This is a genomic window from Psychrobacillus sp. FJAT-21963, assembly GCF_001420585.1.
Classification (GTDB): domain Bacteria; phylum Bacillota; class Bacilli; order Bacillales_A; family Planococcaceae; genus Psychrobacillus.
The window spans coordinates 795,161-810,949 of the sequence record NZ_LJIY01000001.1; the positions used below are offsets into that span (position 1 = coordinate 795,161).

Genomic DNA, 15,789 nt, shown 5'->3' on the forward strand with positions numbered 1-15,789 from the left:
CCAAATTTTAATATGAAATACGCTTTTGCGTATAACCCTTAATGAGTTCGTTCAACCCAATTTGCTATTCAGTTGTGCTTCATGCACCCACTGAATAAGGTTCAAAATGATATAACTATTCTAACACCAAATTATCAGATAATACCGTATTTTTTTCAAAAGAGACAAAATACGGCATATTTTCCTATTAGACTTTTTCTCCTCGTTCGTATATACTCTTATTAACTACTTTGCAAAACAAGGTAGTTAATTTTTATCTAGCTATTATGTTTTACAAGTTAGCTATAGAGGAGGCTCACTTATGTCAATTAGAAGTCAACTCTTGAAAGGAATTCTAGATGGATGCGTGCTTGCTGTAATAGAGAGGGAAGCTGTTTATGGATATGAACTATCCCGAAAACTGCAAGAAATCGGTTTATCGGATGTTAGTGAAGGCACAATTTACCCTGTTTTATTAAGACTTCAAAAAAACAAACTTATTATAGGTGAAATGAGACCTTCCGATTTTGGTCCAAATCGAAAGTATTACTCGTTAACAGCAGCAGGCAAAGAAGCTCTTGAAATCATTTCAGAGGAATGGAATCAATTATCTGTACCGATTAACACCCTATTATCAAAAGGAGGAAATACGAAGGAAAGCAAGTGAATTAATAGAGCAAAACAATCAAAAAAGAGAATTGCTGACAGATGATAACGAAAAATATTATTCCGGAATGCTTCTTTATATACGCACTAAACTAAGTCTATCTGAACAACAATCGGAAGAAGTATTAATGGAGATGTTAGATCATTTAATAGAAGGTCAACAAGATGGCAAAACAGCGAGAGAAATATTTGGCGATGACCCGAGAGGTTATGCAGACGAAATAATTAACCATTTACCAAAGGAAGAAAGAAAAAGCACGTCTAAATTTCTTAGCCGAATAGGAGTGAATTTGCTTGGATGGTTTTTAGTCATCCGAAGCGTTGCTACTCTATTAGTAGGGCAAGAGAATGTTTCTAGAGTTTATATTGTCCCCTCTCTTCTAATTTTCTTATTAATTGCACTATTGATTGCTATTGGAGTAAAAGTAATTTTTGGTTTAATTCATAAAACAGCTTTCAATCAAAATTCAAGTGATAAGAAAATGATGTTGCAAGCAGGTTTATATGGTGCTGGAAGCTTCTTATTTATTTTTATAGCTAGCTATTTTATCAAGGATTTCGGTCCTTCCTTTGTGCTTCCATGGACTGTTTCACTTGGAATTGGTGCAATTTTATTGCTAACTTCATGGTTAATGAAAAAAGCAGGCAATTAAAAATCGCTGCTCAAAATCTTTGAGCAGCCTTAGTCTTATGTTGCTCTCTATCTAAAGGAGAAAGCGCCTTTGTTTTGTCGATGTAAATAAAAGCATCATATCTTCTTCCTATTTTTGATGGTACATAATTGGCATATGCATCATAATCCGGATTGTATTCAACCCCTATTGCTCGATGACCTATCCAATCATTAAATAAAGACCTGTTTTCTTCATTAAAAATCAATACCTTATCAAATGCTCCTGCGTCATGCAATGCATCTTCCCAAGAGTCTTTTCGTGCTTGTGGAACATCCATAATTTTATAAGGAAGTCCCCATTCATCTGCTGCAATAACAGTTCCTCTATGAGTACCAAAACCTACTGCAAAAACGTTTTCCTTTCTATTTTGCAGGCGGAGGAGCTGTCCGACATTGATCATATCGGAATTTTTCATGTCCGTAGCAGATGCATCTCCGATATGGGTATTATGCTCCCAGACGATTATTTTTGCATCTTTCCCATGATAGTCCATTATTTCATTGATTGACTCGACCATATGCTCATCACGAACATTCCATGACAATTCATCACTACGAACCATTGCGCGGTAGTATTCCTCCGCATTTTTAGCAACCATTGCATTTATTTTTAAATTTAAGTCAGACTCTACTTCATCCTTATAATTGTCCTCATGAGCACGTATGGAAGAAACTAATTTGGCAACTTCCTCTATACATGCATCCGAAATATTTAAAGATGAAAATGCATAGGTTTCGGGATGGCGATTAAAGGGTTGGAAACATGAGAGTGCTTTTTTGGCAAATGCTAAATCCGTTCCTTCGGGATTCGTTTGACTTAAATACTTCACTACTTCATCTAATGACTCCCACAAACTATATATATCAATTCCATAAAAACCAACCTTATGCTCTTTTTGCTCGTTGTACACCTTTAACCAACTAACAAATTCAGCAGTTTCTTCATTTGCCCACATCCAAGTTGGCCAGCGTTCAAATGCCTGAAGAGCTTCCATTACATTACTCGGTTCCTTCGTATAGCCCTTTATAAACCTATTTATACGCTGAGTGGATGGCCAATTTCCTTCAATTGCAATCAAAGAGAACCCTTTCTCTTCTAATAATCGTTTAGTCAATTCAGCTCGGACGGTATAAAATTCTGATGTACCGTGACTAGCTTCCCCTAGAAGGACTATTTTCGCATCACCAATGGCATCAATTATTGGTGTTAAATCGTTTTTTGTTTCATAACGCAATGCATATTTTTTTATAGATTCTTCAAGAGAAACCAACGAATTCACTCCCTTCTATTAAAGCTTGAGTCATTTCACCTATTTTCATTCATAACTATCCGTACCGTATTCTTATTGACTTGCATATGCTGATTTTAGTGTTTGAATCCAATCTTGCCGTAGGAGGTACAATGATAAAGCGACTTCTTTTTGTAATTTTAGCTTTTATTCCTATATTTGTTCTAAGTGCGTGTGGTGACCCTGTTCAAGATGATCTACTTCACTATATAAACAATGAGATAAAGGCATTAGAAGAACTAGAGACTGAAGCTATCTCAGAATATGAAAGTGTCATTGGTGAAAATTTTGTGAATGATGAAACAACATACGTCCATATACAAGATGTTGTCATACCGAAATACAGAAAGCTTATTGAAGAATTAGAGGAAATTAGACCAGAGACTAAAGAAGTGAGAGAGATACATGAACTTTATATAGACGCAAGCAACTCACAATTTAATGGTATAGTAACCGTTTTAGCCGCAATTGAAGCCCAAGATTACGATAAAATTAACGAAGCCAACCAAATGCTTAATGAAGGAAGAGCATTAATGCGCCAAGCTTTAAATGAAATAGAAGATTTGGCAAAAGAACATAATGTAACTTTGACTGAATAAAATTTAACTAGGGGAAAGATTATTCTAATCCATCCCCTTTCCTTATTTCACACAAGAAAAAGCCAACACAACAGGAATTCTTAATCTTCTTTTAAATTCCTCTTCGTTGCTAAAATGTTCAATCTTTGGCTCACCTTCTCGTAAGTCGACTATTTGAAAGCCTGCTCTAACTAAAGCTTGAAAGTATTGCTCAATTGTTCGGTGAAATTTGATAACCACTTCATCCATCCATGGTTCTTTTCGTTCCCCCACGATAAAATAGTCATCCACAATCCAGTTCTCCCGTCTATCTCCTGCCTTTTTACTTTCAAAGGATGACGTGGTAAGTGGATGTTGAACGCTAAACACAAACTTTCCATTCTCTTTCAATGCATGATGCACGTTATTAAACAGTTTTTGAATATTATCTACATAATGTATGGCAAATCTTGAAGTTACTAGATCATATTCATTTTGTGGATAATGAAAAGACTCCATTGATTCCAAATGGATTTCCCCATTCATGCCTGAAATTTGTTGAATAGCAGTTGCCGCCATTTGTTTGGAACCTTCTAAGCCAGTGTATTGCTTTGCTCCATTTTCCAATAGTTCTTTTCCAAACCTAGCATCTCCACAACCTAGGTCAAGTACCGTTCTATTAGTAAAATCTCCAATTAGTTCATATATAATTGGTCCTTCAATCGCGTTATTGGGACTGTCCTTTCTATCTCTTCTTTTCAAATAGTTTGAGAAGAATTCCGATTGATCGTAAGCACTAGAGCCTCGGTAGTTCATTATATTCCCTCATTTCTTCTATATAAATCCTTTGACTTATAACCTTCCCCAAGGATTTTCTCCATTTCAAGCAGTCTTTTTTCTTGTGTTTCTTTACGCTTTGCACTATAAACATAACGAGCCCAATCCTTTTGATAACCAGGTTTTAATTGATTATAAAAATCGAGTAATTTCTCATTCCTCTCTAAATACTTTATAATATATTTAACATTCTGAATATAATCGTCTACACATTGACTGTTTGGGGTTGTAGTACTTTTTTTCTTTTTCTTTGGCACTGATTTTAAACCCACAACAGTAAATGTTTCGTTCATACTGACCATTCTTGAAAATTTCAAATCACTACCTGTAACGTATCCATCCTCATCTGGTGAAATCGAATTGATCATATCGTCACGATCAATATATTCCCTATACGTCGGATTATTCTTTTTGGGATAAGCAAAGAATAAGTAGCCATTACAATGCCCAAAATTTTTTACAAAGACTAAAGCATGGTAGGATAAAATTAACGACCTTTATCGAAAGAACAGGTGACCTATGAAGACAATTATAAACAAACTCCTAAAAAAACAATGGATCATATGGATCGGGCTACTTCTATTAATCCTGTTTTTTATATTAAATAAAGATTTAATCTCATTGCTCTTAGATGGAGATGTCGAAGGTATTCGCAGCTTCTTAAATAAAAATTTAGGATTTGCCCTATTCTTCCTATTCATCGTTATGCTCATACAAAACTCTTTTACAGTATTCCCCTTAGTCCTTGTCATTACAATAAATATTACTTTATTTGGATTTATGAAGGGTTTTTTATGGAGCTGGTTTACAAGTGTCGTTGCCTCAGTAATTGTCTATTGCTCTGTTCGCTATATTTTCCAAGATATAATTATGAAAAAATTTAACCCGAAGTTAATTGAAAAAGTTGACGCAAATGGTTTTACATATGTATTCCAAGCAAGAATTTTCCCCTTCGTTCCAACAAGTATCATAAATATTTTAGCAGGGCTGAGTACTATAAGGTTATTCCCATATTTATTAGCAACCTCCATTGGAAATTTTCTTTACTTCTTCGTTTTAGCTTTAATACCTGCGGGGATATTGTCTGCAGAATGGGATGAATATGTCATTTGGATCGTTATTATAGCTGCGATTGCGCTATATTATTTCATTAAAATAGTTCGAAATAAAAGAAAAGCAGTTTCTTTAGAAAAGGATAATATCGATTAACTTCATCCATATTACAATTGTATGTTTTCATAGCAAAACAGATATTTTGAATTCGAGACATTAAAGCGTTATACTAAATATGTAAAGAAAATGTCAAAATTTCATTTGAGGAGGAACATTAAATGGCAACAGAAAGTAAAGTAATTATTGTTACAGGTGGCGGTAGTGGAATTGGACGAGAATCAGCGTACAAATTGTCAGAAGCAGGTAACACAATTGTAATCGCTGATTTTAATGAAGCTGGTGCAAAAGAAACAGTGGCTCAAATTGAAAAAAGTGGTGGTAAAGCTACATCCTACAAACTAGATGTTTCGAAAGCCGAAGAAGTAGAAGCGCTAATCAATTTCACAGTAGAGACATACGGTACATTAAATGGAATATTCAACAACGCAGGTATTGGTTTAGTAAAACCATTTTTAGAAATGGACCCTGCATCTTATCATAAAGTAATAGATGTCGATCAACATAGCGTATATTATGGTATGTACTATGCAGCGAAAAAAATGGTAGAAATCGGCGCAAAAGGAGTATTTGTTAACACTGCTTCTATTTATGGTACAATGGCTGCTAAAGGTAGTTTCAACTATAATGCTGCAAAAGCGGCAGTAGTGATGATGTCTAAATCAGCAGCTTTAGAACTAGCTGAATATGGTATCCGTGTAAACGGAGTTGCACCTGGATTTATCGACACTCCTATTCTTGGCGAAGATAAGGAAATGAAAGACTATTTAGCTGCGCAACATATGCACAATCGATTAATTAAACCACAACAAGTAGCAGAAGTTGTTGCCTTCTTGTTTTCCGATGCAGCAAGCGCGATTAACGGTCAAACAGTTCCTGTGGACGATGGATTCTTAAGCTTTAAATAAAATTAGTAGGTTGAAGATACTTGTATTAGACGAGCACGCAATGAAGAACGAAAGCATTTGTCAATAGTCTGAGGTTGTCCTATAAAAGGACAACCTTTTTTATACATATAGATATAAAAAAGGAGCGAATACATTTGAAGCTTGCAATCATAACAGATGTTCATGGAAATGAAATGGCATTAAAGGAAGTTCTAAAAGAAATTGACCTAAATGGAGATATAGAAGAAATATGGTGTCTTGGAGATATGATTGCAATGGGGCCAGAAACAAACGAAGTATTAGATTTACTGTTTGCTCGTAACGATGTTCGTATGATTACTGGAAACCATGATGAAGCTATTTTGTCCCTATTGGCTGGTGAAGGTCATCCAGAAAGTTATAAACATACACGTGAACATCACGAGTGGATTGCAAACCAATTATCTTCTTACCATATCGAAAAGCTAAACCAACTTCCCCGAATAATAGAAAAAGAAATTAATGGTATCAAGGTCATTGGTATTCATTATCATATTGAATTTAATAAGCAACACGCACATATTAAAGATGACCCTTTTTACAGTATATTAGAGCCAAACTTAGAGAATATGGAGAAGATGTACGAAAATTATTCAGCTGATATTATTTGTTTTGGCCACCATCATCCAGAACATTTTTTTCAAAATGAACGCCAAATCTATTTAAATCCTGGGGCACTTGGGGTTTCAAAAGGAAATACTGCTCCTTATGCAATCATTGATTTTAAGGAAAGGAAGCCTACTGTTCAAATTAAGCAAGCTACCTATAATAAGGAAGCCTTTATCCAAAAGTTTAAAACACTAAAAGTTCCTCAAAGAGAGATACTGTTTAAGCTTTTTTACTTAGAAAACTAGATTATGATTTCTCTCTTTTTCTGCCCTTTTGTTCTCAAGTATTTAAACAGTTCAAAGATGAAACAAAATGTGCCTTTAGAACAACAAATTGAAAACAAAAACGAAGTAGTTCCCAACCCCTCCTTTTATCTCTACATATGCTAATTTGAAGAATAAAAAGGAGGAAAATTGAATGTTTGGGAAGTTTCGAAGAGGACGAATGCAACAAGGCTATCCTTGGATGCAAGGCCAGTATGGTCAGCAAGGGTATCCATGGATGCAAGGCCAGTATGGTCAGCAAGGTTATCCATGGATGCAGGGTCAGTATGACCAGCAAGGTTACCCTTGGGGGCAAGGCCAGTATGATCAGCAAGGTTATTCTATGGGGCAAGGCCAGTATGGTCAGCAAGGGTATCCTATGGGGCAAGGCCAGTATGATCAGCAAGGGTATCCTATGGGGCAAGGCCAGTATGATCAGCAAGGGTACCCTATGGGGCAAGGCCAGTATGATCAGCAAGGTTATCCTATGGGGCAAGGCCAGTATGATCAGCAAAGTTATCCTATGGGGCAAGGTCAACAAGATCAGCAAGGGTATCCTTGGGGGCAAGGTCAACAAGATCAGCAGGGTTACCCTTGGGAGCAAAGTCCTCAGAATCAGCAAGGTCAGACTGATTGGCCATACGGGTATAGGATGCCAGACTGATCCTCCACTTGTTAATCAGAGAGACATTTTATTCATATAAGTACAGATAGATAACATCTTTTTGAAATCCTTTTTACAATTAGGTACTGTACTATCACTATTATGTAGAGTACATTTTTAGTACACTTCTAATCGCCTTTAACATCGGTCTTTTCGATACATTCTCACGCAAACTCGGTGACTATAAATTAAACATGAAAAAAGGATATCTCTTTAGATATCCTTTTTCTTATTTATAAAACTCTTTTGGAATAGCTCCAATAGTTCTTCGATGATATAGTAGCGGTTCTTTATTATAATTTTGAATATCAATTACTTCTCCAATCATAATTGTATGATCGCCAGCCTCCACTTGCTTAAATACCTTACATTGCAATACTGCTAGCACATCGGTGAGTATAGGTAATTTTAAATCAGACTCCTGCCAGTCACATTGACCAAATCGGTCCTCTACTTTACTTGAAAATAAATTACATAAATCACTTTGATTCTCAGCTAAAATATTTACACTAAATTTATCTACTTTGAGAAAATCGTTATACGAGTTTACTCTCTTATCTATAGACCATAAAATTAGCAAGGGTTCTAAAGAAACCGATGCAAAGGAATTAACCGTCAATCCCATTGGTTTACCTTCTGGATTAAATGCAGTCACAACCGTAACACCTGTCGGGTAATTTCCCATAGCAGCTTTAAAACTAGCTATTTGTTCCAATTTATTTTCCATTAAGCAACTTCCATTCTCTTTTCTTTTTAGAATATCAAAATCAACCTTTTCTTTCACACATTTAGATTTCTACCCGACTCTTTGTTTAAACAACCCTAATGAAGGGTAAAGATAGATATAGCAAATAATACAACAATGGAGGAATTTAATATGACAATTAAAGTTTCTGTAGAAAATGCCGTTCAAGCTAAACAAGAAATTGAAAAATTTGAAACACAAGGATATTCACGAGATAATATTCATATTTTCGCTCATTTTAAAGAAAGAGCAGACAATATTAACGACGCTTTAGATACAAGTGATGTCGGAATAAAAGAACAAGGCATTTTAGAGTCGATGAAGAACCTATTTACTTCTCGTGGCGATGAGTTACGAAATAAAATGGAAGCAACTGGCTTATCAAAAGAAGAAGCTGCGGCTGCTGAAAAAGAGCTCGATGAAGGTAAATTAGTAATAGTTGCTCATAATTGATTCATGTATATGTAAATCCCATTCCCCTTCATTGGGCGAATGGGATTTTTATTTGTATTTTTTAAAAATTTGATGCACAATTATAAGAACGAGTGTTTTATTTTTTTACAACTGTGAGGTGTACTTGTTTGAAACCAGTTATTCTAGCTGAAAAACCTAGTCAGGCAAAAGCATATGCTGATGCTTTTTCAGTCAAAAAACATGAGGGCTTCTTAGAAATCAACCCATGCCCTATTTTCCCCGAAGGAGCCTATATAACCTGGGGAGTAGGTCATCTTGTTGAACTAAAGGAACCGAAAGCATACGATCCAAAATGGGATAAATGGTCTTTGAATAGTCTTCCCATATTACCAGATCATTATGAATTCCAAGTGGCAAAGGGGAAATACAAGCAGTTCACCATCGTGAAAAAACTTATGAAAACAACGGATACAATCATAAACGCATGTGATGTTGACCGTGAAGGATCAAATATATTCTATAGTATTTACAATCATACTGGAGCAAAAGGAAAGACGATTAAACGATTATGGATTAATTCATTAGAAACTGAAGAAGTTCGTAAAGGTTTTGCTAACTTACAGGATAACCGAAAAGATTTACTTTTATATGATGAAGCAAAGGCACGCCAAATTAGTGATTGGCTTGTTGGAATGAATGGATCTAGGCTGTATTCTCTTTTATTACAATCACAAGGTATTCGAGAAGTCTTTCCTATCGGCCGTGTTCAATCACCAACTATTTACTTAATTTATCAACGTCAATTGGAAATTGAAAACTTTGTATCTGAACCATTTTTTGAAGTAGAAGCAATATTCACTGCAACAAACGGGAACTATAAGGGAAAAGCAAAAGTAAAGGAGCCAAAACGAGAAATCATTCAGGAGCTTCTTGCTAAACATGCTATTCAACGGAATTCACCTGGAGAAATAACTTCTGTAGAAAAGCAGGAAAAACGTATTCCTCCACCCCAACTCCATTCATTGTCGACGCTACAAGCTACAGCGAATCGATTATGGAAAATGAGTCCTGCTAATGCTTTAAAGACAATGCAGGGATTGTATGAGAAAAAACTTGTTACCTATCCTCGTACGGATTCGCGTTATATTACACCAAGTGAATTCTCTTATTTATCATCTAAAGTATCAGAATATCAACAGCTAATTGGACATTCCTTCCCTATTACTTCACTCGCTCCTAAAAAGCGATATGTGGACAGTTCAAAAGTACAGGAGCACTACGCAATTATACCGACGAAGAAAATCCCTTCTCAGGCTGTACTTGCTGGCATGTCTAGTATGGAAAGAAATCTTTATGAGGAAATTGTCCGTACAACCCTTGCGATGTTTCATAGTGATTATTTGTATACAGAAACTAAAGTGACGACAGATGTTAATGGGCTTTCCTTTTTCACAACTGGAAAAACGGAAAGAGACAAAGGCTGGAAAGCGTTATTTATTCGTTCTGATAAAGAAAGTGAAAAAGAAGAACCAACACTCCCCCCTCTATATAATCAGGAAAAAGTAGAAAGTGATATTAGTATTAAAGAAGGAAAAACAATGCCTCCCAAACCTTATACAGAAGGTCAACTTATTGCTATGATGAAAACCTGCGGTAAATTGGTAGAAGACAAAGAGGAAACAGAAATATTAAAAGAAGTAGAAGGACTGGGAACAGAAGCAACCCGAAGTGGTATCATTGAAACAATTAAGAAACACGGATATATTGATGTTACAAAAAATATCGTTTCTATCACAAATAAAGGACGAGTTCTATGCCAAGCAATTGAAGGAAATCTTCTAGCAAGCCCATCCATGACAGCAAAGTGGGAAACCTATTTACGGAAGATTGGTAATGGCGAAGGTTCTCAGGAACGTTTCCTAAATAGCATTGGAAAGTTCATAAATAGTTTATTACAAGAAGTCCCTAATCAACTAAAATCTAAAAATATTGATATCAAACTCATTCCGTCTAAAACATCAAGTTCTAAATATACTAAATATAAACAAGAACCGATTACTCCATGCCCAAAATGTAAAGAAGGTTCTATCGTTGCACGAAAAGGTTTTTACGGCTGTACCAATTATAAACAAGGTTGCACCCAAACCTTTAATGGATTCTTTTTAAAAAAGAAGATTACGCCAAGTCAGATTAAACTGCTCTGTACAAAAGGAAAAACAAATATTATCAAAGGATTTGTTGCAGAAAACGGGCAAACCTTTAATGCTAGCCTTATGCTAGTCGAAGGCAAGTTAAAACTAGACTTCAAGGAATAAATGGTTAAGAGTGGCCATTTTTTTATATAATACAATTTTCAAAACGCTTGGACAAATATCCAAGCCCAGATTGTCGACAAAAGTTATCAAGAGGTCGTCCTCTCGATACCTTTTGTCATTATAATATTTTACCGGGGGAAATCTTAACTTATATCATATATGTAATTATTCAATATATTAATCGGAGCGGAGGAGGCAACTCCAACGGCAAAAGCGGGACTGTCGAGATCCTGGATTGAGCTTTGTAGGGCACTGAAAAAGTCCATAGAATTTGACTTTACTAAATAATGTCGTCCGATAAATAAGGAAATCGTTGAAACGGCTCCCTTTCCGCAGGCGTTGCCTTTGCCTCCTCGCTGCGCTGCGGGGTCTTCAGCTAACGCTATTCCCACAGGAGTGTCGCCTTTTTCAACGATTTTCTATAAATACTAATTGAAAAAATGTAAGTGATAAAAACTCGCTCTATTAATGGCATGATGATTTCCTAATTGAAAAGCGGATAATAGTTAATTGGAGTGGAAGGCGGCGACTCCAGCCGGAAGAGCATGAGCTGAAGACCCTGGACTGAGCATAGCGAGGGAAGCGGCTGAAGCCATGCCGGCGGAACGCGTCCGCCTGGAACGTAAATTAACGGATTCAAAATAAAAACGAGTATGTGAACAATTTGTCGTTCACATACCGTTATGAAATCTCATGGAGGACTTTTTCAGTGCCCTAGAGCTTTGCGAAGGAAGCGGCTCGGCCCCGCCCGCGGAAAGCGTCCGCCGGAAGCGGAATCCCAATTCTATTTATCATATTTTTATCTTAAAAGAAAAAAGACTATAGATAAACTCAAAATCCAGAGTCTACCTAAAGTCTGACGCTTGGACAAATAGCCAAGCGCTTTTTCTTGCATAAATTATTTTATCTTCCAGATTGCATTTTATAGTTCCTGAAACTCATACCATTCGATTTCAGCATTCCAAACTTTTTATAATAAGGAACTAAGTCATCGTCACAGCATAAATCAATCATATATATGTCTTCAAGCTCTATGAGCATTTGATTTACTAATTCCTTACCTATACCTATACTTTTATACTCTGGTAAAACTTCAAGAAAAGGAATGTAGGCAGAAAGAACCCCATCGCTTATCGCGGTAACAAATCCAACTACTTGATTAGTATTTTCATCAATAGCAATAATCACTTTACTGCTCTTTTTTAACAGCTTTAAGTGAGTTTGTGGATTTGGCGGATTCGGCCAATCTACAAAAAAACCCTTTAACATATCAGATGAGATACCCTCGAGCGAATTCTTGTAAATCATTATATATCAGCTCCTAATTTAAATTAAATTATTAGACAGATGATATATATCAAAAGTAAAGTAACAAAAGTATTACCTCCAAGCTTTATAAGAAATACTTATATGTTATTCTACTTAAAGTATAGAATTCCTTTCATTTATAACAATTTATTTAGTAATTCTATTGTTTCTCAACGATACCTGATCTACTTAACTTCAATGGAGATTCTTATTTTAGTTTCAGTCTAAACTGCTGAGCAGCATAAAAGGGATCCGCCGCTTTCATTATCGCTGAAACTACAGCGACTCCAGCAATTCCTCTATCTTGCAACGAGGATACATTTTCAAGTGTTATACCCCCTATTGCAACTACAGGAATGGAAACAGTTTTCGTTATTTCTTCTAGGATACCCTTACTTAAAAGCTTTGCATCACTTTTTGTACCAGTAGGAAAAGCAGAGCCGACGCCTATATAATTAGCGCCTTCAAGCTCAGCATTTTTTGCTTCTTCGAGCGTTGCCACGGAAACTCCAATTATAAACGAAGAAGGTACAATTTCTTTCACTATCCAAATCGGTAAGTCTGTCTGACCTACATGGACCCCAGCCGCTTTCACTGCAATTGCTATATCTATACGGTCATTAATGATAAGGGGTATTTGATAATAATCTAGTAATCTCTTTAATGCCTTTGCTTTTTCATAAAAGTCTCTTCTAGAGCTATTTTTTTCCCGGAGTTGAACAATTGTTACCCCACCTTTAATAGCCTGTTCCACAACTGTTAGCAATGAATCTATAGAAATCGATTCTTCTGTCACTAAATATAATGTCATATTATGTTTCAATTATAGAAACCTCTTTTCCCCATACTTCTTCATTCATATGAAAAATTTCATCCATCAATTGAGCTTTAAAATGACCAATCCCATCTTCCTCAGACATACTCTTTTTCGCTCTCTCCCCAGCTAAACTCATTACAGACATGCCAGCTATGCTTGCCGAAAAATAGTCGGCTGTCGTTCCAGTGAAAGATGCTATTAAAGAAGTAGTCATGCATCCAGTACCAGTCACTTTGGTTAACCAGTGGTCCCCGTCAATAGATCCTGTTCCTAACAAATTTCGTAGAGTGGATACAATTAATGCACCTGCAAGCGCATACCATGGTCCTAGTAAAACCGATAAGAGTACATTTGCAAAATGTTGGATCGGAAAGATTTTTGCAAAACCTACTGGTATAAATATGAGATGGCTTGATATCGTCGTTATAGCGATAATTAGTGATGTTAATGTTAGTTTCCTAGTTTTATTCATTTATCCCTGCTTCTCCTTTAAATCGGCCACTTTTCTAATTGATAATTCATCTCCCAAAATAAATACTCAAACTTAGAGGTCATTTGAAAATGTTCTTCTATGCGAGCCAGTTCTCTTTCCGGTTTCCCTTCTGTTAACTGATCCATCAACTGTATTAACCACTTGGCACCTTCTGCAAATTCTTCTGAATCATAAGTTTCTATCCATTTTGCGTACTTGTTGATGGACAAGGTGTCCCCATACTGTTTGCGCAATAGTTTCCCTATTTCCCAGTAATCCCAAGCACATGGAAGTAAACAGGAAACTAATTCTACTAGCGAGCCATTTTGAGAAACATTTAACATATAACGCGTATAAGCTAAATTGGTAGGTGCAGGTTTCGTAGATTCCAGTTCTTCCGGAGTAATACCAAACTCTGCCGCAAACGTACGATGTAAATCCATTTCAAAATGCAGGGTGTCATGAAGAGTTTTGGAAAATTTTGACATCATCTCTAAATCAAGTGATTTTTGAACTCCTACCGCAAACAACTTAGAATAGTCGAGTAAATAGGCGTAATCTTGTTTCATATAATGAATAAATTTCTCTTCAGACAACGTTCCTTTTCCCAACTCTTGTACAAAAGGATGCTGATGATTTTTTTCCCAAATAGGTTTAGCGTTCTCAAATAATCGGTCACTAAATTTCTTTGTAGATATCATAAAATTTCCCTCCGGTAATAATTATTTTTTTGTATTACACCATCGACAAATAAATAAAAAGAGTGTTTTTGTAAATGTTAGTAACTCCTCTACATTTAATTTTTCATCTACAGAATGCGCTTCTTCCAATTTACCTGGTCCATATATAACAGTGGGAATACCTGCTTCACCTAACCATCCTGCATCCGTCACAGATTTAGACATTCCAATTTCGACCGGCACTTTCTCTATCTCTTCATGGCATTGCCCAAGCAATTGAACTGCTGAATGTTCAGCGTTCATTTTTAATGCGGGAAATATTTCGCCACGTTCTTCTATCATCGATTTGCCACCCCAACGGTATTGTAGTGGGTTTTCTCGTAACCAAGGATCCGCCATTGCGACATTATTTAAATGCTCTTCTATTTCTTGTACTACTGATTGATACGTTTCATTTGGATAAAAATGAACGGTGATCCATAGTCGACATTCATCGGCCACAAAAGCAGCGTGTCTCCCTCCCTCAATAACCGCGGGATTAATGGTAGTGGTTCCAGGTGAAAACCCTGGATATTCTTTCGTTACTGCCCAATGACGTTCAAGCTCCTGAAGTCCAACAACTACTTTCATCATTTTTTCAATTGCGCTAGCACCCTTAACTAGACCTCCTGCATGAAGCATCTTCATCCTCATCGCATCATGGAAAACCTCTTTGCTTTTTATTGTTATCCATCCAGTTATTACGCCACCTTGTCCATGGATTTGACGATTGCTTCCATCTACTACTAGTGCAAAATCAGCTGTATAGCCCTTTTCAACACACGAAAGAGTACCAGCCTCTCCTGCTTCTTCCCCAATAACAGATTGTATTTGTAAGCTCCCTTTTAGATTAATATCCATCTCTTTTAATAGTTTAGTGACAAATAATGTTGCAGCTATCGCACCCTTCATGTCCGAAGTTCCCCTGCCATAAACGTTTCCGTCTTTATTTGTCAGATTAAATACTGGCACCGTCCACTCACTGATATCACCCACTTCTGCAACATCAATATGACCGTTAATAATTAAGCTATTAAAATTTTGGTCATCGCTTCCTTTTTTGGTGGCTACTACATTAGGATCGTTCGGATAAACCTCCCAGCTATCAGTCTGGAATCCTTGTTCCTCTAAAAAGCGAGCAATATACATTTGTGCATCCACCGTATTTCTCGCTGGCGGACTAACGGTCTGAAAACCAATTAAATCCGCAAGTATTTGTAAAAGCTGCTCTTTCTGTTCATCTACTACTTTAGAAATTTGTAGTTCCAGTATTTGCGTCATCCTTCTTCCCTCCATCAATTATTTTTGAAAACAAAAAACCGCTCTCCATAAACGGAAAGCGGCTGTTTTCTACATAATTAACCAA

The 15,789-nt window shown here is 36.3% G+C and carries 18 protein-coding genes; 9 read left to right on the forward strand and 9 right to left on the reverse strand.

Annotated features, from left to right (window positions below; genetic code table 11):
• Nucleotides 1-301: 301 nt before the first annotated feature.
• Together AN959_RS03805 and AN959_RS03810 are read left to right on the forward strand one after the other, a co-directional pair.
• A complete protein-coding gene (locus AN959_RS03805) occupies nucleotides 302-646 on the forward strand; it encodes a PadR family transcriptional regulator (RefSeq protein WP_056828423.1) in 345 nt (114 codons plus the stop codon).
• Nucleotides 558-1,298, forward strand: coding sequence for a DUF1129 family protein (locus AN959_RS03810; protein ID WP_216598628.1), 741 nt, complete (start codon nucleotides 558-560; stop codon nucleotides 1,296-1,298). The genes AN959_RS03805 and AN959_RS03810 overlap by 89 nt, the downstream gene beginning before the upstream one ends.
• Before the next feature lie 10 nt (nucleotides 1,299-1,308).
• Here the strand turns inward: AN959_RS03810 and AN959_RS03815 are convergent, their stop codons facing one another.
• Nucleotides 1,309-2,589: an erythromycin esterase family protein gene (locus AN959_RS03815; RefSeq protein WP_056828427.1), complete on the reverse strand. Its 1,281-nt coding sequence runs from the start codon at nucleotides 2,587-2,589 to the stop codon at nucleotides 1,309-1,311.
• 131 nt (nucleotides 2,590-2,720) lie between these two features.
• Between AN959_RS03815 and AN959_RS03820 the strand changes: the two genes are divergently transcribed.
• On the forward strand, nucleotides 2,721-3,206 hold the full coding sequence (locus tag AN959_RS03820) for a hypothetical protein (RefSeq protein ID WP_056828429.1): 486 nt from the start codon (nucleotides 2,721-2,723) through the stop codon (nucleotides 3,204-3,206).
• A gap of 42 nt (nucleotides 3,207-3,248) precedes the next feature.
• Here the strand turns inward: AN959_RS03820 and AN959_RS03825 are convergent, their stop codons facing one another.
• Together AN959_RS03825 and AN959_RS03830 are read right to left on the reverse strand one after the other, a co-directional pair.
• Entirely contained in the window at nucleotides 3,249-3,980 is a 732-nt protein-coding gene (locus tag AN959_RS03825) for a bifunctional 2-polyprenyl-6-hydroxyphenol methylase/3-demethylubiquinol 3-O-methyltransferase UbiG (RefSeq protein WP_056828431.1), read from the reverse strand.
• A complete protein-coding gene (locus AN959_RS03830; RefSeq protein ID WP_253278864.1) occupies nucleotides 3,980-4,294 on the reverse strand; it encodes a YdeI/OmpD-associated family protein in 315 nt (104 codons plus the stop codon). The genes AN959_RS03825 and AN959_RS03830 overlap by 1 nt, the downstream gene beginning before the upstream one ends.
• A 226-nt stretch (nucleotides 4,295-4,520) precedes the next feature.
• On the opposite strand from AN959_RS03830, the gene AN959_RS03835 reads away from it, so the two are divergent.
• From AN959_RS03835 to AN959_RS03850, 4 genes are all read left to right on the forward strand, one after another.
• A complete protein-coding gene (locus AN959_RS03835; RefSeq protein ID WP_056828433.1) occupies nucleotides 4,521-5,210 on the forward strand; it encodes a TVP38/TMEM64 family protein in 690 nt (229 codons plus the stop codon).
• Between the two features lie 122 nt (nucleotides 5,211-5,332).
• Entirely contained in the window at nucleotides 5,333-6,079 is a 747-nt protein-coding gene (locus tag AN959_RS03840; protein WP_056828435.1) for an SDR family NAD(P)-dependent oxidoreductase, read from the forward strand.
• A 134-nt stretch (nucleotides 6,080-6,213) separates the two neighbouring features.
• Nucleotides 6,214-6,951: a metallophosphoesterase gene (locus tag AN959_RS03845; RefSeq protein WP_056828437.1), complete on the forward strand. Its 738-nt coding sequence runs from the start codon at nucleotides 6,214-6,216 to the stop codon at nucleotides 6,949-6,951.
• Between the two features lie 172 nt (nucleotides 6,952-7,123).
• Complete coding sequence (locus AN959_RS03850; protein ID WP_056828439.1) at nucleotides 7,124-7,633, forward strand: hypothetical protein; 510 nt, start codon at nucleotides 7,124-7,126, stop codon at nucleotides 7,631-7,633.
• Between the two features lie 229 nt (nucleotides 7,634-7,862).
• Here the strand turns inward: AN959_RS03850 and AN959_RS03855 are convergent, their stop codons facing one another.
• On the reverse strand, nucleotides 7,863-8,360 hold the full coding sequence (locus AN959_RS03855; protein ID WP_053590673.1) for a flavin reductase family protein: 498 nt from the start codon (nucleotides 8,358-8,360) through the stop codon (nucleotides 7,863-7,865).
• Between the two features lie 150 nt (nucleotides 8,361-8,510).
• Here AN959_RS03855 and AN959_RS03860 point away from each other — a divergent pair, with 150 nt between their 5' ends.
• The gene (locus AN959_RS03860) at nucleotides 8,511-8,831 is read left to right on the forward strand and encodes a general stress protein (protein WP_056828441.1); all 321 of its coding nucleotides are present in this window, start codon (nucleotides 8,511-8,513) and stop codon (nucleotides 8,829-8,831) included.
• A gap of 128 nt (nucleotides 8,832-8,959) precedes the next feature.
• Entirely contained in the window at nucleotides 8,960-11,107 is a 2,148-nt protein-coding gene (locus tag AN959_RS03865; protein WP_056828443.1) for a type IA DNA topoisomerase, read from the forward strand.
• A 903-nt stretch (nucleotides 11,108-12,010) separates the two neighbouring features.
• Here the strand turns inward: AN959_RS03865 and AN959_RS03875 are convergent.
• From AN959_RS03875 to AN959_RS03895, 5 genes are all read right to left on the reverse strand, one after another.
• Nucleotides 12,011-12,415 (reverse strand): GNAT family N-acetyltransferase, encoded by a 405-nt coding sequence (locus tag AN959_RS03875; protein ID WP_056828447.1) that lies wholly within the window; start codon nucleotides 12,413-12,415, stop codon nucleotides 12,011-12,013.
• Between the two features lie 208 nt (nucleotides 12,416-12,623).
• The gene (gene thiE / locus AN959_RS03880) at nucleotides 12,624-13,238 is read right to left on the reverse strand and encodes a thiamine phosphate synthase (protein WP_082460751.1); all 615 of its coding nucleotides are present in this window, start codon (nucleotides 13,236-13,238) and stop codon (nucleotides 12,624-12,626) included.
• Nucleotides 13,228-13,704, reverse strand: a complete 477-nt coding sequence (locus AN959_RS20525) for an energy coupling factor transporter S component ThiW (RefSeq protein WP_082460753.1) — start codon at nucleotides 13,702-13,704, stop codon at nucleotides 13,228-13,230. Before AN959_RS20525 ends, thiE begins: the two co-directional genes overlap by 11 nt.
• A gap of 17 nt (nucleotides 13,705-13,721) precedes the next feature.
• Nucleotides 13,722-14,405: a thiaminase II gene (tenA, locus tag AN959_RS03890; protein WP_056828449.1), complete on the reverse strand. Its 684-nt coding sequence runs from the start codon at nucleotides 14,403-14,405 to the stop codon at nucleotides 13,722-13,724.
• A 21-nt stretch (nucleotides 14,406-14,426) separates the two neighbouring features.
• The gene (locus AN959_RS03895; RefSeq protein WP_056828452.1) at nucleotides 14,427-15,704 is read right to left on the reverse strand and encodes an acetylornithine deacetylase; all 1,278 of its coding nucleotides are present in this window, start codon (nucleotides 15,702-15,704) and stop codon (nucleotides 14,427-14,429) included.
• Nucleotides 15,705-15,789 lie beyond the last annotated feature (85 nt).